The sequence below is a fragment of the Streptomyces sp. CA-146814 genome, assembly GCF_050942385.1.
Taxonomy (GTDB): domain Bacteria; phylum Actinomycetota; class Actinomycetes; order Streptomycetales; family Streptomycetaceae; genus Streptomyces.
This window is the reverse complement of record NZ_CP192068.1, coordinates 4125103-4144593: the sequence shown is the minus strand read 5'-3', so window position 1 is coordinate 4144593 and position 19491 is coordinate 4125103. Positions and strand designations below refer to the sequence as shown.

Below are 19491 nucleotides of genomic sequence, written 5' to 3'. Positions count from 1 at the left end.
AGCCGGGTTCTGTGTGTCCTGACCCGGATCAGGACACACGCGGGTGTGTCCTGACGGTCGGCCCCGATGTGCGGTGCGCCGGGCGGGGAGACCGGCGCACTCACCGTACGTACGGTTCAGCGTGCGTAGCTGCCGGTCAGCTCGGCGCCCGTGGTGTGGTCACCGCGGCCGGTGATCTCACCCGCGACCCAGGAGTCGACGCCACGGTCGGCCAGGGTCGTCAGCGCGGCGTCCACCGAGTCGGCCGGGACGATCGCGATCATGCCGACGCCCATGTTCAGCGTCTTCTCCAGCTCCAGCTGCTCGACCTGACCGGCCTTGCCGACGAGGTCGAAGACCGCGCCCGGCGTCCAGGTGGAGCGGTCCACGGTGGCGTGCAGCCCGTCCGGGATGACCCGGGCCAGGTTGTTCGCGAGGCCGCCGCCGGTGACGTGGCTGAAGCCGTGGACCTCGGTGGTGCGGGTGAGCGCCAGGCAGTCCAGCGAGTAGATCCGGGTCGGCTCCAGGAGCTCCTCGCCGAGCGTCCGGCCGAACTCCGCGATCTCGCGGTCCAGGGTCCAGCCGGCCCGGTCGAAGACCACGTGGCGGACGAGCGAGTACCCGTTCGAGTGAAGACCGGAGGACGCCATCGCGATCACGGCGTCGCCCTCGCGGATCCGGTCCGGGCCGAGCAGCCGGTCCGCCTCCACCACGCCCGTACCGGCGCCGGCGACGTCGAAGTCGTCCGGGCCGAGCAGGCCCGGGTGCTCGGCGGTCTCGCCGCCGACCAGCGCGCAGCCCGCGAGCACACAGCCCTCGGCGATGCCCTTCACGATCGCCGCGACACGCTCGGGGTGCACCTTGCCGACGCAGATGTAGTCGGTCATGAAGAGCGGCTCGGCACCGCAGACCACGAGGTCGTCCACGACCATGCCGACGAGGTCGTGGCCGATGGTGTCGTACACGCCCATCTGACGCGCCAGGTCCACCTTGGTGCCGACGCCGTCGGTGGCCGAGGCGAGGAGCGGACGCTCGTACCTCTTGAGCGCCGAGGCGTCGAAGAGGCCGGCGAAGCCGCCGAGCCCGCCGAGTCCGGCGACCTCGGGACGCTGGGTCTTCTTCACCCACTCCTTCATCAGCTCGACGGCGCGGTCACCGGCTTCGATGTCGACGCCGGCGGCCGCGTAGGAAGCACCTGTTGTCTCAGACATGGCCTGGGATCTTTCGTGTGGAGAAACGGGGCTGGTGGGAGAGGCGGCGGCGCGTCCGGGTCACGGACGGCGCAGCGCGTCGGCCGCGGCGGTGGCTGCGGGCCCTGCCGCCAGCTCGGTCTCCAGCAGCTGCTTGCCGAGCAGCTCCGGGTCCGGGAGCTCCATCGGGTACTCACCGTCGAAGCAGGCGCGGCACAGGTTGGGCTTGTCGATCGTGGTCGCCTCGATCATGGAGTCGATCGAGATGTACGACAGCGAGTCGGCCCCCATCGACGTGCAGATCTCGTCCACGGTCATGCCGTTGGCGATCAGCTCGGCGCGGGTCGCGAAGTCGATGCCGAAGAAGCAGGGCCACTTCACCGGCGGCGAGGAGATCCGGATGTGGATCTCGGCGGCCCCGGCCTCGCGGAGCATCCGGACCAGCGCGCGCTGGGTGTTGCCGCGGACGATCGAGTCGTCGACGACCACCAGGCGCTTGCCCTTGATGACTTCCTTCAGCGGGTTCAGCTTGAGCCGGATACCGAGCTGGCGGATGGTCTGCGAGGGCTGGATGAAGGTCCGGCCGACGTAGGCGTTCTTCACCAGTCCGGCGCCGAACGGGATCCCGCTGGCCTCCGCGTACCCGATCGCGGCGGGAGTGCCGGATTCCGGGGTCGCTATGACCAGATCCGCCTCGACGGGCGCCTCGGCGGCCAGCTTGCGGCCCATCTCCACCCGGGAGAGGTACACGTTCCGCCCGGCGATGTCGGTGTCGGGACGGGCCAGGTAGACGTACTCGAAGACACAGCCCTTGGGCTTCGCTTCTGCGAATCGGGAGGTGCGCAGGCCGTTCTCGTCGATGGCGACGAGCTCACCCGGCTCGATCTCGCGTACGTAGCTGGCACCGCAGATGTCGAGCGCGGCGGACTCCGAGGCGACCACCCAGCCGCGCTCCAGGCGGCCGAGCACCAGCGGGCGGATGCCCTGCGGGTCACGGGCGGCGTAGAGGGTGTGCTCGTCCATGAAGACGAGCGAGAACGCGCCCTTGACGTCGGGGAGCACCTTGGCGGCGGCTTCCTCGATGGTCAGCGGCTTGTCGTCCTCGTCGCGCTGCCCGGCGAGCAGCGCGGTCACCAGGTCGGTGTCGTTGGTCGCGGCGACCTGGGTGGCGCGGCCGTCCTTGCGCGGGAGGTCGGCGACCATCTCCGCGAGCTGGGCCGTGTTGACCAGGTTCCCGTTGTGACCGAGGGCGATCGAGCCGTGCGCGGTGGCACGGAACGTCGGCTGCGCGTTCTCCCACACCGAGGCACCGGTGGTGGAGTAGCGGGCATGACCGACCGCGATATGGCCCTGGAGGGAACCCAGAGACGTTTCGTCGAAGACCTGCGAGACCAGTCCCATGTCCTTGAAGACCAGGATCTGGGACCCGTTGCTCACTGCGATGCCCGCGGATTCCTGTCCGCGGTGCTGCAGGGCATACAGTCCGAAATAGGTGAGCTTGGCGACCTCTTCACCCGGAGCCCAGACACCGAAGACGCCACAAGCGTCCTGGGGGCCTTTCTCTCCGGGGAGCAGGTCGTGGTTGAGTCGTCCATCACCACGGGGCACGGCACCGAGTGTAGGCGAGATCGACCACTGGTCCGAATTGGGGACCGGTGGGCGGAGGCGGCACGGAACACGGGGAACGGCTGCGGCCACCGCGGCGGGCGGGTGATTCGCGGGACTTCGAGCGGTGACGCTGTGTGACGTACGGGTGGGGCCGGCGGGGACCGAGGGCCGGCCCGAAGGCTCACTGCCGGGTCGCGAGGGCGGTTACCGGCCGGTAATGGCCGTACGGAACGGCCCGGCCACGGCCGGCCGGCCGTGGCGCTCGGTGAACCCGGCCCGAACCCGCCACGGCCGTCGGCCGAACGCTCGTTTCGTGGTGAGACTCACACCAGCGGCCGGGATTCAGCCAGGCTGCTCCTGGTCGCCTTCCCTCTGCTGCCCCCGGTCACCCCTCGCCCTTCGCCGGAGCGGCCGTCGCGCCGAGGCCCTTGCCGTCGTCGGCCGTGATGGTGAGCGTGGAGCCCTTGATCGTGTACGTCGCCGGGCCGTCCAGGGCCGCGAGGACCGCGCGCTCCGTCGCCATCTCCGCCTCCGGACACATCTTCCGGGTACCGGCCGGCGGGCTGAAGGTGATCGTGGAGCCCTTGACCGTCGCCTTGCCGTGGAAGGAGTTGCAGCCGGAGTTGCCGTGGACGGTGCCGTCCTCGCCGAAGGTCAGGTACGGCACCCGCTCCTTCGGGAGGTCGGCGGGCACGGACATCGCCGTCTCGCCGCTGAGCAGGGTGTTCACCGCCCACCGCGTGCCGACCAGCTCGGCCGGCTTCTCCTCGCTGAGCGCGATCGTGTCGCCGCCCTCGGTGGTGAGGGTCAGCTTCTCGCCGCTGAGCTTCGCGGTGAGCTCGCCCTCGAGGGCGGCGACGGCGGCCTTCTCGAACCTGTCGACGCCCTCCCCGCAGGCCATCGTCGTGGAGACGGTCCGGCTCACGGTGATCCGGTCGCCCTCCACGCGGGCCTCGCCGCCGATGCGGTTGCAGCCGAAGTCGGCTTTGACCCGGCCCTTCGGGTCGATCTCCAGCCGGGAGCCATCCGGGGCCCCGGTCCTCTTCCCGTCGACGGTCAGGGACTCCACGTTCCACGCGACCCCGGTGACCGGCACATCGCTCTGCACGGTGTCCCCGCCGTCCCCGCCACCGCCGCCGGAACCGGAACCCGGTTCCGTACCGCAGGCTGCGAGGGTGAGGAGGGCCAGGACGCTGACGCTGACTGCCATACGTTGTGTGTGCATGGCGATGGGACGGAACGGCCCCCCGATCCGGTTCCGTCGCCTCCGGTTCTGTCGCCTCCGGTTCCGTCGCGTGCGCTACGAGGCGGCTCAGCCCATCAGCGGCAGCAGCTCCGCCAGGTCGGCGCGCTCGCCACTCGCGCTGACCTCGGCGTCCGCCAGGGCCCGCGCCCACTCCGTACGGCCGGTGGCGAGCCGGATCCAGGTCAGCGCGCCGGTCTCCACGACGTTGGGCGGAGTGCCGCGGGTGTGCTTGGGGCCGCCGATGCACTGGACCACCGCGAACGGCGGGACGCGCACCTCGACCGAACCGCCGGGCGCACGGTCCGCGAGCGCGTCCGCCAGCAGCCGGACGCAGGCGGCCAGCGCCTGCCGGTCGTACGGGATCTCCAGGCCGAGCGCCTCGTTCAGGTCGTCCGTGTGGACGGTCAGCTCGACGGCCCGGGTGACCAGGAAGTCGGCCAGCCGCATGGAGCCGACCCGGGTCGGCAGCAGCCGGTCGCCGGTGCCGGAGGCCGGGACGTCCGCGCGGTAGGCCGCCTCCACCTCCTCGTACAGCGCGGCGAGGTCGGGGCGGCCGGTCGCCAGCTCCTCGACGTCCTCGGCGATCCGGGCGGCGTACGCGGCGGTGGCGGGCGGCCACTGGAGGAGCGTGAGCGCGGGCTTGGGTCCGGGCGGCTCCGGCAGGGCCAGGGACCGGCTCACGCTGCCGAGGACCATCGCCATGTGCGCGGCGAGCTCCCGCACCGTCCAGTCGCCGAGCCGGGTCGGACGGGCGAGTTGCTCGGGCGTCAACTGACGGACGGCGTCGTGGACATGGGCGAACTGGGCGAGGACCGCGGTCCGGGTCCTGAGGTGGTCGTAGGCGCGCGGACGCTTCTTGGCCGGAGGCATGGGGCCGAGATTAACCGGCCGCACCGACATCGGCGCCGACGGTGAAGGTCTCGCCGCCTGCCGGGACTCCGACGCCTCGCCAGGTGAACGGGACACCCCGGGCGGCGTCGAGGTCCGGGCCGTCCATCAGCTGGAGGTGGAGGTGCGGTTCGGAGCTGTTCCCGGAGTTCCCCACGCGCCCGATCTCCTGCCCGGCCCGGACGGTGTCGCCGGCCTTCACGAGGAGCGAGCCGCGCCGGACGTGGGCGTAGGCCGCGTACGTACCGTCGCCGAGGTCCAGGATCACGTGGTTGCCGAAGACGCGGTGCACGCCGAGGATCGAGCGGATGGCGCCTTCGACGAGCATCAGATAGGCGAGGGCGGGCAGCGAGTTGCGGCTCAGGTGGTCGCGCTGGCCGTCGCTCGCCCGGACGACCGTGGCGTCGGCCACCGCGAGCAGCGGGACGCCGAAGGCCGGGAAGGCGCGGTTGCGGCGGAAGACCGGCCAGACCCAGCGGAACAGCGGGCGGTCCGTGAGCTCGTCACCGGTCCCGGGCTCGGCCACGATGTCGATCGCGTACGTCTGCCCGTAGACGTGCGTCCCATGGCTCGGCACCTTGTCGGCCGGGCTGTTCAGGGCCGTCCAGCGGCCGGTCACCGGCGGGACGACCTCCACCGGGTCGCGCGGCTCGCCCCGGGGTGCGGCGGCGCGGGTCTGGAGGGCGCTGGTCGTCAGCATGAGCACGGCCACGACGGCCGCGGGCAGGAACGTGGTCGTCCACCCGGGTCCGGGCAGATCCGTGAGGAAGTCGGCGATCACCAGCGCGATCAGGACCACCCAGGACAGCCGCAGGGCGATCGCGAGGACAGTGCGGACGGACATGTTTCCCCCTGTTGGTGGCTGTTCGTTCCCGTGGGCGTCGGCTCTACGGCCGCGCCGCCGTCAGCACCACCAGCAGCGGCACCACCCGCGCGGCCGGCACCTCGTACCGGCCGCGGCCGGTCGTGTGCAGCCAGCCCGTGCCGGTCAGCTGGCGCAGGTGGTGGTAGATCTGGCCGGTGGTGCCGACGCCGTCGAGCGCGGCCAGTTCGGCGGCGGTACGGCGGCCGCCGAGGATCTCGCGGAGCAGGCGCAGCCGTACCGGATGGCCGAGCGCGGCGAGTGAGTCCGCCGTGGCCGCTCCGCCGTCACCGTCCTCGCCCTCCTCTTCGAGGAGGGCACCGGTGAGGGCTCCGTACTGCCACTCGTAACGCTCGCCGGTCGGCAGCCGGACCGCTCCGGTGAAGAGCACCCCGCCGTCGGCTCCGGCCTCTCCGACACCCGCGAGCTGCTGTTTCAGCCCGTCCAGCGCCCAGAAGTCGCCGTCGCCGAGGCGCGGCGACTCATGGTCCTGCCGCTCCAGCGCGGTGAGCCGCCGCTCCAGCTCGGCGACCCGCTGCTCCAGGTCCTGCTCCATGACACCAACCTTACGTAATTACGTAATTTCCATCAAGGGGTGCGTGCGGGAAAGCCGAAGCCCCCGCCCGGATGACCCGGACGGGGGCTCGAACGACACGCGGGCTCAGGCGAGCAGCGCCGGGATCGTCGCCTCGTGGGCCGTACGGAGCTCGCTCAGCGGGATGCTGAACTCGCCCTGGATCTCGATCTTTTCGCCGTCGACGACACCGATGCGGGCGACGGGCAGACCGCGTGCGCCGCACATGTCGGTGAAGCGGAGCTCCTCGCTGCGCGGCACGGCGACGACCGCGCGGCCGGCCGACTCGGAGAAGAGGAACGTGAAGGCGTCCAGGCCGTCCGGCACGACCAGCCGGGCACCCTTCCCGCCGCGCAGGCAGGACTCGGTGACGGCCTGGATCAGGCCGCCGTCGGACAGGTCGTGCGCGGCGTCGATCATGCCGTCGCGCGAGGCGGAGATGAGGATCTCCGCGAGCAGCTTCTCGCGGCCGAGGTCCACCTTGGGCGGCAGGCCGCCGAGGTGGTTGTGGACGACCTCGGACCAGGCCGAGCCGCCGAACTCCTCAGCCGTGTCGCCGAGCAGGTAGAGGAGCTGGCCCTCTTCCGCGAACGCGACGGGCGTACGCCGGTTCACGTCGTCGATCACGCCGAGCACGGCCACGACCGGCGTCGGGTGGATCGCGGTCTCGCCGGTCTGGTTGTAGAGCGAGACGTTGCCGCCGGTGACCGGGGTGCCCAGCTCCAGGCAGCCGTCCGCGAGACCGCGCGTGGCCTCGGCGAACTGCCACATGACGTCCGGGTCCTCGGGGGAGCCGAAGTTGAGGCAGTTGGAGATGGCCAGCGGCTTGGCGCCGGAGGCGGCGACGTTGCGGTAGGACTCCGCGAGCGCGAGCTGCGCGCCGGTGTACGGGTCGAGCTTGGCGTACCGGCCGTTGCCGTCGGTCGCCATCGCCACCCCGAGGTTGGAGTCGGCGTCGATGCGGACCATGCCGGCGTCCTCGGGCATCGCCAGCACGGTGTTGCCCTGCACGAAGCGGTCGTACTGGTCGGTGATCCACGCCTTGGAGGCCTGGTTCGGCGAGGCGACCAGCTTCAGGACCTGCTCACGCAGCTCGGCCGCGTTCGCCGGACGGGCCAGCTTGCCCGCGTCGTCCGCCTGGAGCGCGTCCTGCCAGGACGGGCGGGCGAACGGGCGGTGGTAGACCGGGCCGTCGTGGGCGACCGAGCGCGGGGGTACGTCGACGATCTGCTCGCCGTGCCAGAAGATCTCCAGCTGGGAGCCGTCGGTCACCTCACCGATGACGGTGGCGATGACGTCCCACTTCTCGCAGATCTCCAGGAAGCGGTCCACGTACCGCGGCTCGACGATCGCGCACATGCGCTCCTGCGACTCGCTCATGAGGATCTCCTCGGGCGAGAGCGAGGAGTCGCGCAGCGGCACGGTGTCCAGCTCGACGCGCATCCCGCCGGAACCGGCCGAGGCCAGCTCGCTGGTGGCGCAGGAGAGCCCGGCGCCGCCGAGGTCCTGGATGCCCGCGACGAGCTTCTCCTTGAAGATCTCCAGGGTGCACTCGATGAGGAGCTTCTCCTGGAACGGGTCGCCGACCTGGACCGCCGGGCGCTTGGCCGGGCCGGTCGACTCGAAAGTCTCGCTCGCCAGCACGGAGACGCCGCCGATGCCGTCGCCGCCGGTACGGGCGCCGTACAGGATGACCTTGTTCCCGGGGCCGGACGCCTTCGCGAGGTGGATGTCCTCGTGCTTCATCACGCCGATACAGCCTGCGTTGACCAGCGGGTTGCCCTGGTAGCAGGCGTCGAAGACGACCTCGCCGCCGATGTTCGGCAGGCCCAGGCAGTTGCCGTAACCGCCGATCCCCGCGACGACGCCCGGCAGGACACGCTTGGTGTCGGGGTGGTCGGCGGCGCCGAAGCGCAGCGGGTCCACGACCGCGACCGGGCGGGCGCCCATCGCGAGGATGTCGCGGACGATGCCACCGATACCGGTGGCCGCGCCCTGGTAGGGCTCGATGTACGAGGGGTGGTTGTGGGACTCGACCTTGAAGGTGACCGCGTACCCCTGGCCGACGTCCACGACGCCGGCGTTCTCACCGATGCCGACGAGCATCGCGTCGTTGACCGGGACCTTCTCGCTGAACTGCTTGAGGTGGACCTTGCTGCTCTTGTACGAGCAGTGCTCCGACCACATCACCGAGTACATGGCGAGCTCGGCGCCGGTGGGACGACGGCCCAGGATCTCCCGGATCCGGGCGTACTCGTCCTCCTTGAGGCCCAGTTCCTTCCAGGGCTGCCCGGCGTCCGGGGTCTCGGCCGCGTGCTTGACCGTATCCAGGCTCATGCGTTGACCAGCTTCTTGATGATCGAGGTGAAGAAACCGAGGCCGTCGGTGCGGCCGGTGCCGACGAGCGGCTCGACGGCGTGCTCCGGGTGCGGCATCAGACCGACGATGTTGCCCGCCGCGTTGGTGATGCCCGCGATGTCACGGAGCGAGCCGTTGGGGTTGCCGTCCAGGTAGCGGAAGGCGACCCGACCCTCGGCCTCCAGCTCGTCGAGCGTGTGCTCGTCGGCGGTGTACCGGCCGTCCATGTTCTTGAGCGGGACCTGGATCTCCTGGCCGGCGCTGTAGTCCGAGGTCCAGGCGGTCTCCGCGTTCTCCACCCGCAGCTTCTGGTCACGGCAGATGAAGTGGAGGTGGTTGTTGCGCAGCATCGCACCGGGCAGCAGGTGCGCCTCGGTCAGGATCTGGAAGCCGTTGCAGATGCCCAGGACCGGCATACCGGCCTTCGCCTGCTCGATGAGCGGCTCCATCACCGGCGAGAACCGCGAGATCGCACCGGCCCGGAGGTAGTCCCCGTAGGAGAAACCGCCGGCCAGGACGACCGCGTCGACCTGGTGCAGGTCCTTGTCGCGGTGCCACAGCGATACGGGCTCCGCGCCCGCGATCCGCACGGCCCGCAGCGCGTCCTGATCGTCCAGGGTGCCGGGAAAAGTGACGACGCCGATACGGGTGGTCACTTCTCCTCCTCCACCTTCACGACGAAGTCCTCGATGACGGTGTTGGCGAGGAAGGTCTCGGCCATCTCGTGAATACGGGCGAGGGCGGCGTCGTCCACCGGCCCCGCGACCTCCAGCTCGAAACGCTTTCCCTGACGAACGTCCGCGATTCCCTCAAAGCCCAGACGCGGCAGCGCACGCTGCACCGCCTGTCCCTGCGGGTCGAGGATCTCCGGCTTGAGCATGACGTCGACTACGACGCGTGCCACTGGCACTCCCGGTGTGGTGGTGTGGTGCGGCTGTCTCTCCGGGGGGTTCCCCAGACCCCCGCGGGTCCACTCAGCGTACCTGGCCGAAAATTCTACGCGGGTAGATATCGGGTGGAAACGGATGGCGGGCGCGGACGCCGCCGTCTCGGCGCAGATCACACCGCGATATCGGCCGCGACAACATGCGGGAAAAGTCCTGGGAAAAAATCATGCCCGGATTGCGTGCGGACACGCGGAAGTAATTGGCTGGGCTTCACAATGCGGTACCGACCGCTGTACAAATGATTACCGGGGAAAGCAGCATTGCTCCGGAACACCGAACGACCGGAACAACCCGGAATACACCGGAACAGTCGACATCAGTCGATCCGTATCCGCATCCGCCTGACAGCCGGAAGGCCGGCGCATCGGCGCACGCACGACGCGCCGACGCCGTAGGAAAGGACCGATATCCGTGGCTCAGCGCGTAGTGGTTACGCTCTCCGACGACATCGACGGGGGAACAGCGGCGGAAACGGTCACCTTCGCCCTGGACGGGAAGACGTACGAGATCGACCTCAATCCCGCCAACGCGAAGAAACTGCGCAAGGCCCTGGCCCCTTACATGGCTGCCGGCCGAAAGCAGACAAATGCTGGCAAGCACGGCAGGACCCCCGCGTCGTACCACCACACCTCCCTCGCCCCGGACCCCGCGGCCGTCCGCGCCTGGGCCCGCTCGCACCGGATGGAGGTGCCGGCCCGCGGCCGGATCCCGAAGAAGGTGTACGAGGCGTTCGACGCGGCGGGCTGAGCCGGGGGCGTGAGCGTCCGTCGCCGCTCGGCGGACGCTCCGTCAGGCGGGTTGCGGGCGGGGTGCGCAGGGGCGGAGCCGGGCCCCGGGGAGCCGGCCGGCCCCCCGGTCCGGGAGACCCGCCGGGAGCCGACTTGCGCGACACCCCCGCAGGTCGGCTAGAGTCTGGAGCACGCCGAGGGGCGAGGCCGGAAGGCCGGATCCCGAGCCGCGTGCGGGTGTAGTTCAGTAGTAGAACATCCCCCTTCCAGGGGGAAGGCGCAGTGTGCAATTCCTGTCACCCGCTCTGCACGACTCTTCGGACCACTCTGTTGGATCAGGTAGAGTAGTGCTCGCTCCACCGGTGAAAGCCGAGTGGCTGCACTGCGGACGTAGCTCAGTTGGTAGAGCGCAACCTTGCCAAGGTTGAGGTCGCCAGTTCGAACCTGGTCGTCCGCTCCGGAAACAAAGGCCCTGATCGAAATCGATCAGGGCCTTTGTCGTGTCCGTCTCCGCGCCCATGACGTTTGTCATGCGCAGTGGTGACAGCGCACACGGCTCGCGGGCCCGCTCCGGCGGAAAGCTTGAAGCATGACCAGCCAAGACTTTCTCAGCGACCGAACGACAGGTGGCCCGGCAGACGCGGAGACGGTGATCGCGGCGGACGGCGTCCGCCGCAGCTACAAGGACGGCTTCGAGGCCGTCTCCGGCGTCTCCTTCTCCGTGGCCCGCGGCGAGCTGTTCGCCCTGCTCGGGACGAACGGCGCGGGCAAGACCTCCACCGTGGAGCTCCTCGAAGGCCTGGCGCTCCCGACCTCCGGGACCATCAAGGTCCTCGGCCACGACCCGTACCGCGAACGCGCCGCCGTCCGGCCCCGGACCGGTGTGATGCTCCAGGAGGGCGGCTTCCCCTCCGACCTCACCGTCCTGGAGACCGCGCGGATGTGGTCGGCCTGCACCACCGGCGCGCGGCCCGCCACCGAGGCCCTGGAGATGGTCGGCCTCACGAGCCGCGCCGGGGTGCGGGTCAAGCAGCTGTCCGGCGGGGAGAAGCGCCGCCTGGACCTGGCGCTGGCCCTGACCTCGCGGCCCGAGGTGCTCTTCCTGGACGAGCCGACGACGGGGCTGGACGCGGAGGGGCGGCGGGACACCTGGGACCTCATCCGGGCGCTCCGGGACGGCGGCACGACCGTACTCCTGACCACGCACTACCTGGAGGAGGCCGAGGCGCTCGCGGACCGGTTGGCGATCATGCACCAGGGGCAGATCGTGACGGCCGGGACGACCGCCGAGGTCACCGCGTCGCAGCCGGCCAGGATCCGGTTCACGCTGCCCGACGGCGTACCGGCAGGGCACCTTCCGCTCTCGCTGCGGGCGGCGGCGGAGGGGCAGCGCATCGAGATCCGTACCTCCGGGCTCCAGGAGTCGCTGCACGAACTCCTCGGCTGGGCCCGGGAGTCGGGCGTCCAGCTGCTCGGGCTCGACGCGCGCTCCGCCTCGCTGGAGGAGGCGTTCCTCCAGATCGCGAACACGCAGCTCCGCTCCCGCGCCGACGATCCGCGCCGGGCGGGGACCAAGCCCACGGACGACACGACGAAGAAGGTGACGGCATGACCACGCCCACCGCCCTGACGGCCCCCGGCCGCTCCCCCTCCAAGGCCTCCGCCTCGGCACGGCGGCTCACCGCACTCGCCCGCGCCGAGCTGGTGCTGCTGATCCGCAACCGGTCCGCGATCTTCCTGGCCCTGGTGCTGCCGGTCGTGATGATCTTCTCGATCCGGGCCTCGCTCCAGCAGATCGACCTCGCCGGCACCGGCCTCTCCATCGCGGGCGCCGCCCTCACCGGCGGCATCGGCATCGTGCTGGTCCAGGTCGTCTACATGAACCTCGTCACCGGTTACGTCACCCGCCGCGAGGAACTCGTCCTCAAGCGGCTGCGCACCGGCGAGATCACCGACCGCGAGATCCTCACCGCCACCGCTCTGCCCTCCGTCGCGCTGGCGCTCCTCCAGTGCGTGCTGCTGGTCGCCGCCGGCGCGATCGCCTTCGACCTGAGCGCGCCGGAGCGGCCCGAGCTGTTCCTGGTGGGGCTGGTGGTGGGCCTGGTGATGATGTCCGGACTGGCCGCCGCGACCTCCGCGATGACCCGGACGGTCCAGACCTCGCAGCTCACCACGTTGCCGCTGTTCTTCGTCTCGCTCTTCGGCTCCGGGATCTTCGTCCCGCTGGACGTCTTCCCGGACGGTCTGGCCTCGGCGTTCGAACTGCTGCCGCTGACCGGTGTGATGACGCTCATCCGGCACGGCTGGCTCGGCGGTGTCGAAGGCGGCGACCTGCTCACGGCCACCGTGGCGGCGCTGGCCTGGACCGGGTTCGCGGTGTTTGCTGTGCAGCGGTGGTTCCGCTGGGACCCGCGCGGCTGACGACGCCGGCGGTCAGGGCCACGGGGACGACATGAAGGGGCTGGACGAGGTGATCGGTCGAGTACGGGGCTTGCGGCGCGGCTGGAACGAGCGGACCAAGCTCCAGCGCATCGACCTCTACACCCGCCTCACGCTCTGCGCGCTGCCGTGGGTCTTCCTCGTGACCTGGGGCCTGCTCCCGCTCGGCAAGGCCTTCGGCCAGGGCCCGCTGCCGGCCTCCCTGGCGGCGGCGTTCCTCGCGGTGAACGCCGCCCAGTGCGTGCTGAGCAACCGGAACGTGGGCCCCGCCTTCGCCCACTACCGGGGCGTGGAGCCGTTCCCGCTGCGGCGGCTGCGGCTCCCCGGGGCGCTGCTGGCGGTGCTGACCGGCCTGCTGGTGGCCCTCGCGGCGGTGGGCGGTGTCGAGGACGCGGGGCTGAGCCTGCTGGTGCTGGACCTGCCCCTGGCGTTCGTGACGCCGTACGTGCTCCTCGTCCCGGTCCGGACGTACCTGCTCCGCTGCGCGGTCTGCGCGGTGGCGGTGGTGGCGCTGCTGGGGGCCGTCGGGGTACCCGGCCGCACGCTGTTCGGGTCGGCCGTCTCGCTGCTCGTCGGCACCCTGCTGGTGCTCATCTCGACCCGGCCGAGCGCCTGGAGCCTGTCCGTGATGTGGCAGGCGGAGGAGGCCCGGGACATGCAGGCCCGCCTCGCGGTGGCGGAGGAGCGGCTGCGGTTCGGCCGGGACATGCACGACGTGCTGGGCCGGAACCTGGCGGTGATCGCGCTGAAGAGCGAGCTGGCCGTGGAACTGGCCCAGCGCGGGAACGCGAGCGCCGTGGACCAGATGGTCGAGGTGCAGCGGATCGCCCGCGCCTCCCAGCAGGAGGTACGTGATGTCGTACGGGGCTACCGCGAGGCCGACCTGCCCACCGAACTGCTCGGCGCCAAGGGCGTGCTGGAGGCCGCCGGGATCACCTGCACGGTGGAGGGCGCCGAAGGGCCGGCGGGGATCGGGGCGCCCCCGGCCGTCCAGGCGGCCCTCGGCTGGGTGGTCCGTGAGGCCGCGACCAACGTCCTGCGCCACGGTGATCCCCGGGTCTGCGTGATCCGGCTCCGGACGGTGGCGGGTTCGGTGGTGCTGGAGGTCGAGAACGACGGGGCGGGCGCGGCCGCTCCGGGTGAGGGCGGCTCGGGGCTGGCCGGGCTGCGGGAGCGGCTGGCGGCGCTGGGCGGGTCGCTGGAGGCCGGGGCGGCCGGGGACGGCCTGTTCCGGGTCACGGCGACGGTCCCGCTGACGGCTCCCCGTAACCGCTCCGAGGCCGCTGCTTCGGACGAACGCTCCGCTTCTTCGGACGAACGATGACCACCGAGGGGAACATGACCACCGAAGGCTCCGCGATGACCACCGAGGACTCCGCCGGCCGGCCCCTGCGGGTGCTGCTCGCCGACGACGAGCACCTGATCCGGGGTGCACTGGCCGCGCTGCTCGCGCTGGAGGACGACCTGGTGGTGGTCGCGGAGGCGGCGAGCGGTCCCGAGGCGCTCGCGATGGCCCTCGCACACCGGCCCGATGTCGCCGTCCTGGACCTCCAGATGCCGGGCGCGGACGGTGTGAAGGTCGCCACATCGCTCCGCAGCGAACTGCCCGCCTGCCGCACCATGATCGTGACCAGCCACGGCCGGCCGGGCCATCTGAAGCGCGCGCTGGCCGCCGGCGTACGCGGGTTCGTGCCGAAGACCGTCAGCGCCCGCCGGCTCGCCGAGATCATCCGTACCGTCCACGCCGGAAACCGATATGTGGACCCGGAGTTGGCGGCCGACGCGATCTCCGCCGGAGACTCGCCGCTGACCGTCCGGGAGGCCGAGGTCCTCGAACTGGCGGCGGACGGGGCGCCGGTCGCGGAGATCGCGGAGCGGGCCTCGCTCTCGCAGGGGACGGTCCGCAACTACCTCTCCTCGGCCGCCTCCAAGATCGGTGCGGAGAACCGGCACACGGCGGTGCGTCTCGCGCGGGAGCGGGGTTGGGTATAGTGAGCATCGCGCTTCGGCGCAGCGCGGACGTAGCTCAGTTGGTAGAGCGCAACCTTGCCAAGGTTGAGGTCGCCAGTTCGAACCTGGTCGTCCGCTCCAGATGATCAGAAGGCCCCGGTCGGTAGCGACCGGGGCCTTCTGCGTATCGCCTACTGCCTGCTTCCTACGACCAGTTGGAGCCGGTCAGGACCTCGTACGCCTCGATGTACCTGGCGCGGGTCGCGTCCACGATCTCCTGCGGCAGCGCCGGCGGCGGCTGCTCGCTCGCGCGGTCCCAGCCGGAGGCCGGCGAGGTCAGCCAGTCCCGGACGAACTGCTTGTCGTACGAGGGCTGCGCGCGGCCCGGCTTCCAGGTGGCGGCGGGCCAGAAGCGCGAGGAGTCGGGCGTCAGCACCTCGTCGGCGATGATCAGCCGCTCGGTCCCATCCTCGGTGGTCTCAAAGCCGAACTCGAACTTCGTGTCGGCGAGGACGATCCCGCGCTGGTGCGCGATGTCCCGGGCCCGCCGGTAGAGGTCGAGCGTGGTCCGCCGCAGCTCGGCGGCGGTCTCCACGCCGACCTCGCGGGCGATCTCCTCGTAGCTGACGTTCTCGTCGTGGTCGCCGACGGCCGCCTTGGTGGCCGGGGTGAAGATCGGGCCGGGCAGCTCGGAGCCGTCGACCAGGCCCTCGGGAAGGCCGATGCCGCAGACCGTACGGGAGTCGTTGTACTCGACGAGCCCGGAGCCGGTCAGATAGCCGCGGGCCACGCACTCGACCTGGACCATGCGCAGCGACGTGCAGATGAGCGTGCGGCCTTCCCAGTCCGCCGGGGCGCCGGGCGGCAGCTCGGTGGAGAGGACGTGGTTGGGCACCAGGTCGGCGAGCTGGTCGAACCACCAGAGCGAGAGCTTGGTGAGGACGCGGCCCTTGTCGGGGATCTCGGAGGGCAGGACCCAGTCGAACGCGGAGATGCGGTCGCTGGCGACCATGACGAGGTCGCCCGCCTCGTTCCGGTACAGGTCACGCACCTTGCCGGTGTGCAGGTGGGTGAGGCCCGGAACCTGCACGGGCTCGGGCTTTTCTACAAAACCGGACACGGTGCCTCCGCGTAGATTGATCCAGGAGCGGTTCCGATTGTCCCGTACGGAGAGGCCGGAGCGCGCGCGGGGCCCGGCCCGGTGTTTTCCGCCCTGGACGGACCCGGTCAGTCGCGCTTGCAGATCCGGTCGAGGAGGTTGGCCGTCGCCTGCTGGATCCGGGAGTCGGTGTGGCCCGGGCGGTCCAGGGCCGGGGACCAGGCGAAGGTGCCGGAGGCGAAGACCAGCGCGCCGGAGGGGGCCTGGTAGAGCGAGGTCTCCTGGTGGCGGGTGGCGCCTTCGGAGTCCTGGTACGGCGAGTGGGCGAGCAGGATCCGGTTGTCGTGCTCCGGCAGGCTCGTCCGGGGGAAGTAGCGGTCGGCCTCACCGGCGACCAGGCCCGGGATCTCGTCGCCGTCAGCCGCGTCCGTGGCGTCCCAGAGCCAGTGCTCGGCGTTGCGCACGACCAGCGGGCCGGCCTCGGGGACGCGGCCCGCGTACTGGATGCCCAGCAGCTGCTGCTCGGGCCGGTCCACCTCGCGCCAGAGCGCGGACTTGCCCGGGCCTCGGCGCTTGCGGCAGGTCAGCAGGCGGTCGGGGATGCCGGAGGCGGAGGGGGCGAGGCCCACCTGCCAGTACATGGTGTTGGCGGAGAGGAAGACGAGCGAGGTGCCCACGTCACGGGCGCGCTCGGCGGCCCGGCGCATGGGCAGCGACCAGTACTCGTCGTGGCCGGGGAAGACCAGGCCCCGGTAGCGGCTGGGGTCGATGCGGCCGGCGTGCAGGTCGCGGGCGTCGGCGTAGGCGAGGTCGTAGCCGTACCGCTCGGCCCAGCGGATGAAGTCGTACGCGTGTCCCACGTGCAGCGGCAGGCCCGCTCCGGCGTACGGGCGGTCGAAGGAGATCGTGACGGCGGCGTCCTCCTCGCCGAGCAGCCGGCCCTTCTCGTCCCACGCGTGGTAGAGGCTGGCGCCGGTGCGGCCGTCCTCCGGATAGAGGTTGTACGCCTGCCAGGTGATGTCCGGGAGCAGGAGCAGCAGGTCGGCGGGGTGGTCGTGGCGGACGGTGAACGGGATGTGCGAGCGGTATCCGTCGGCGGTCGTCAGGACCGCCACATACGCGCCGACCGACCAGTAGCTCGGGATCTGGAGCCGCCAGGACATCCACCAGTGGTGGCAGGAGACGGTCCGGTCGGCTGCGAGCGGCGGCGGCTGGACGATGCCGGAAAGGCGCGGGCTGGTGGTGATCTTGGCCGCGCCGTCGCCGCCGTAGTGACCGATCCGGTAGACGTCCACGGAGAACTGCTGCGGCGGGTCGACGGTGATGTGGAAGTCGACGGCCTCGCCGGGGGCCGCCGCCCCGGGCGAGACGAAGCCCTTGATCTGGCGGTGCACGTCGTCGGCCGGGCGGGTTCCGCCGCCGGTGGAGCGGCCGAGATCCGCGTACCAGGGGACGACCTGGCCGGTGTCGTCGAAGTAGTTCTCACTGCCGCGCAGCCAGGGCAGCGGGCCCTGTCCGAAGGGGTCGCTCACCGCGTGCGCAAGGGCGCCCGACTCCCACCGGCGAATCTGCTCCGCCCCCATGCCGCGCCCCTCCCTCAGGTCCCCCGGACAACTCCGGCGCGCACGATGTCAGCGCCGATCCCCAGCACATCACATAACGCACGCACTCCGTCACCCTTCGTCGCGAATTGACGTGAACGGAACCTTTCCTTCCGGCCGCTGTCCGCTGGTCGTCCCAGGGATCACACCAGGCGTACGGGCTTGTCGGAGCGGACGCCCACATCGGCCAGCCAGGAGCGCAGTGGGTCCGGGTCCCCGTCCTCGACGAGGCTGAGGACCGGCACGGCGAGGTCCGCCCGGCGTTCACCGTCGACGAGGAGCGCGGGGCCGTCCAGCCAGTCGAGGCCGGGGGCCGCGCCCGCCGTGTCCACGGCCGCGCAGCAGACCATGGCGGCGACGTGGTCGGCGAGCAGCTCCGTGCCCGTACGCGGCGGCTGGAGCGGGAAGAGGGGCAGCGGGTCGGGGCCCCAGAGGTCGAGCGGGTCCGCGCCGGTGCCGGAGGCCGGCTGCTGGGCCGGTCCTGGCGCCGGGGCCTGGGCGTCATCGCGGGCGACCGCCGCCCCGATACCGGCCGCGAGCTCCTCGCCGGGTCCGCCGGGACCGGCCAGATGTTCCATGACGCGGGCCAGCGTCGGCACCGCCGGATCGGCCGTGGAGGCCGGCGGTACGCCCATGGCGTCGAGCACCCGGTGCAGCCGGGCCGCCTCCGTACGCCACTTCCGGTCGACGACCTCGTCCGGATACTGCTGCCAGTCCACCGGCGCCCAGTCCGGACCGCTCTCCGCCGGGCCGCCGTGGAAGAGGCGGGCGGCGAGCAGCGATGTGGCCTCGTCGGCGACGCCGGGCTCCTCCAGCAGGTCGCAGGCGGGCCGCTCGCCGAGGCGCGAGGTGAAGCCGTCGGCCAGCCGGTCCCGGCGGGAGAGCTCGGTGAGGGCGGAGACCACGCCGGCGTCCAGCCGGGAGGGCCAGCGGCCCATCCGCCAGGCGGGCAGCGCGACCCGGGTCAGCAGCCGGTCCCAGCCGGCATAGGCGAGGCCGACCTGCTCCTGGGCGGCGATGCGGAGAGCGTAGTCGACGTCCTGAGCGCGCATGGAGGCCGTGACGGCCACGCACCGCTCCATCTCGGCGGCGTGCTCCCGGCAGGCGCGCAGCAGCAGCCGGGCGACCCAGCCGGTGAAGGCGGCCGGGACGGCGCGGAAGGCTCCTCGGCCGGGGGCGGCTCCGTCGGCCACCGCGGCGTCCAGACCGCGGACGAAGCGGCGGGCGGCGGCTATGTCGGGGTGGGCGGACGCGTCGGTGCCCGCCACGACGGGGGCGAGGACGGCGCGGAGCTCGGCGACCCGCATCCACCAGAGGAAGGGGGAGCCGATCACGAGGACGGGAGCGGTGTTCCTGGCCTCGTTCCCGGCCTCCGGCGTCGCTTCTCCGCTGATGCTGCTGCCGGTGCTGTCACTGCTGCTGCCGGTGCTGTCGCTTCTGCTGCCGGTGGTGCTGCCGGTGCTTCGGTGGGCGCGGTGGGTGCGGTCCTCCAGCCAGCTGTCGCAGTCCGGGGTCAGCGCTATGGCGGAGGGCGCGGGGACGCCGAGCCGGTCGGCCAGGTCGCGGACCAGCCGGTAGAGGTCCGGAGCCCCTTCCTCCGGCACGGGGACGGTCGGGCTCACGGCGGGCCGGGCCCGTGCGACGGAGACCGCGACGGCGGCGGCCGCCAGCAGCACCACGACGGCGACACCGAGCACCGCCCAGCGCACCCCGTCCCAGACGGGCCCGCCGAGGTGCCCTTGGGCGCCCGCGGCGAACAGCACGACCGCCACGGCCGCAGGCGTGATCACCACGGCCAGTGTTCTGCTGCGGATCCGCAGCAGGGCGAGCGCCCGGGCCTGTGCGGCCCGTGCACCCAGCTCCTCACCCACGTCGATACCGGACACGGCCGGATGTCACCCCCTCTGCCCCGCGACGGTTGCTCACTCCCCCACTGTGGCACCCGTCACTGACATCGCAATGCCGGTGGGCCAAGTGCCGGAACGCTTGCGCCGCACCCTAGTTGGGGTCCCGGCGGGCGTC

The 19491-nt window shown here is 71.6% G+C and carries 17 protein-coding genes and 3 tRNA genes; 8 read left to right on the top strand and 12 right to left on the bottom strand.

Going from position 1 to position 19491, the window contains the following annotated elements; genetic code table 11:
* Positions 1–116: 116 nt before the first annotated feature.
* From purM to purS, 9 genes are all read right to left on the bottom strand, one after another.
* A complete protein-coding gene (purM, locus tag ACQP09_RS18335) occupies positions 117–1190 on the bottom strand; it encodes a phosphoribosylformylglycinamidine cyclo-ligase (RefSeq protein ID WP_433400967.1) in 1074 nt (357 codons plus the stop codon).
* Positions 1191–1250: 60 nt separating this feature from the next.
* Positions 1251–2777, bottom strand: a complete 1527-nt coding sequence (gene purF / locus ACQP09_RS18330) for an amidophosphoribosyltransferase (RefSeq protein ID WP_003968043.1) — start codon at positions 2775–2777, stop codon at positions 1251–1253.
* A 385-nt stretch (positions 2778–3162) separates the two neighbouring features.
* Positions 3163–4002 carry an META domain-containing protein gene (locus tag ACQP09_RS18325; protein WP_433400963.1) on the bottom strand — a complete coding sequence of 280 codons (840 nt, stop codon included), beginning with the start codon at positions 4000–4002 and terminating at the stop codon, positions 3163–3165.
* Between the two features lie 87 nt (positions 4003–4089).
* The gene (locus ACQP09_RS18320; RefSeq protein ID WP_433400960.1) at positions 4090–4893 is read right to left on the bottom strand and encodes a sterol carrier family protein; all 804 of its coding nucleotides are present in this window, start codon (positions 4891–4893) and stop codon (positions 4090–4092) included.
* A 10-nt stretch (positions 4894–4903) separates the two neighbouring features.
* Positions 4904–5755: a M23 family metallopeptidase gene (locus ACQP09_RS18315; RefSeq protein WP_433400957.1), complete on the bottom strand. Its 852-nt coding sequence runs from the start codon at positions 5753–5755 to the stop codon at positions 4904–4906.
* Between the two features lie 43 nt (positions 5756–5798).
* Positions 5799–6329: an ArsR/SmtB family transcription factor gene (locus ACQP09_RS18310; RefSeq protein WP_433400954.1), complete on the bottom strand. Its 531-nt coding sequence runs from the start codon at positions 6327–6329 to the stop codon at positions 5799–5801.
* A 105-nt stretch (positions 6330–6434) separates the two neighbouring features.
* Positions 6435–8684 carry a phosphoribosylformylglycinamidine synthase subunit PurL gene (gene purL / locus ACQP09_RS18305; RefSeq protein ID WP_433400951.1) on the bottom strand — a complete coding sequence of 750 codons (2250 nt, stop codon included), beginning with the start codon at positions 8682–8684 and terminating at the stop codon, positions 6435–6437.
* The gene (gene purQ, locus ACQP09_RS18300) at positions 8681–9361 is read right to left on the bottom strand and encodes a phosphoribosylformylglycinamidine synthase subunit PurQ (RefSeq protein WP_404060869.1); all 681 of its coding nucleotides are present in this window, start codon (positions 9359–9361) and stop codon (positions 8681–8683) included. The genes purL and purQ overlap by 4 nt, the downstream gene beginning before the upstream one ends.
* Complete coding sequence (purS, locus tag ACQP09_RS18295) at positions 9358–9609, bottom strand: phosphoribosylformylglycinamidine synthase subunit PurS (RefSeq protein WP_356753779.1); 252 nt, start codon at positions 9607–9609, stop codon at positions 9358–9360. The genes purQ and purS overlap by 4 nt, the downstream gene beginning before the upstream one ends.
* Positions 9610–10063: 454 nt before the next feature.
* Between purS and ACQP09_RS18290 the strand changes: the two genes are divergently transcribed.
* From ACQP09_RS18290 to ACQP09_RS18255, 8 genes are all read left to right on the top strand, one after another.
* Positions 10064–10399 (top strand): histone-like nucleoid-structuring protein Lsr2, encoded by a 336-nt coding sequence (locus tag ACQP09_RS18290; RefSeq protein WP_432149293.1) that lies wholly within the window; start codon positions 10064–10066, stop codon positions 10397–10399.
* A gap of 214 nt (positions 10400–10613) precedes the next feature.
* Positions 10614–10685 (top strand) — tRNA-Gly (locus ACQP09_RS18285).
* 79 nt (positions 10686–10764) lie between these two features.
* Positions 10765–10837 (top strand) — tRNA-Gly (locus ACQP09_RS18280).
* 132 nt (positions 10838–10969) lie between these two features.
* Complete coding sequence (locus tag ACQP09_RS18275; protein WP_433400946.1) at positions 10970–11992, top strand: ABC transporter ATP-binding protein; 1023 nt, start codon at positions 10970–10972, stop codon at positions 11990–11992.
* Positions 11989–12801 (top strand): ABC transporter permease, encoded by an 813-nt coding sequence (locus tag ACQP09_RS18270; RefSeq protein ID WP_432149295.1) that lies wholly within the window; start codon positions 11989–11991, stop codon positions 12799–12801. The genes ACQP09_RS18275 and ACQP09_RS18270 overlap by 4 nt, the downstream gene beginning before the upstream one ends.
* A gap of 31 nt (positions 12802–12832) precedes the next feature.
* On the top strand, positions 12833–14143 hold the full coding sequence (locus ACQP09_RS18265) for a sensor histidine kinase (RefSeq protein WP_433400943.1): 1311 nt from the start codon (positions 12833–12835) through the stop codon (positions 14141–14143).
* A gap of 14 nt (positions 14144–14157) precedes the next feature.
* On the top strand, positions 14158–14811 hold the full coding sequence (locus ACQP09_RS18260) for a response regulator (RefSeq protein WP_433406646.1): 654 nt from the start codon (positions 14158–14160) through the stop codon (positions 14809–14811).
* A gap of 23 nt (positions 14812–14834) precedes the next feature.
* Positions 14835–14910, top strand: a tRNA-Gly gene (locus ACQP09_RS18255).
* 64 nt (positions 14911–14974) lie between these two features.
* Here ACQP09_RS18255 and ACQP09_RS18250 read toward each other — a convergent pair.
* The 3 genes from ACQP09_RS18250 to ACQP09_RS18240 form a co-directional block, all read right to left on the bottom strand.
* Positions 14975–15889: a phosphoribosylaminoimidazolesuccinocarboxamide synthase gene (locus ACQP09_RS18250; protein WP_433400940.1), complete on the bottom strand. Its 915-nt coding sequence runs from the start codon at positions 15887–15889 to the stop codon at positions 14975–14977.
* A gap of 107 nt (positions 15890–15996) precedes the next feature.
* Entirely contained in the window at positions 15997–17451 is a 1455-nt protein-coding gene (locus ACQP09_RS18245; protein WP_404060888.1) for a N,N-dimethylformamidase beta subunit family domain-containing protein, read from the bottom strand.
* Positions 17452–17612: 161 nt separating this feature from the next.
* Positions 17613–19355 (bottom strand): hypothetical protein, encoded by a 1743-nt coding sequence (locus ACQP09_RS18240; RefSeq protein ID WP_433400938.1) that lies wholly within the window; start codon positions 19353–19355, stop codon positions 17613–17615.
* Between the last annotated feature and the right edge of the window lie 136 nt (positions 19356–19491).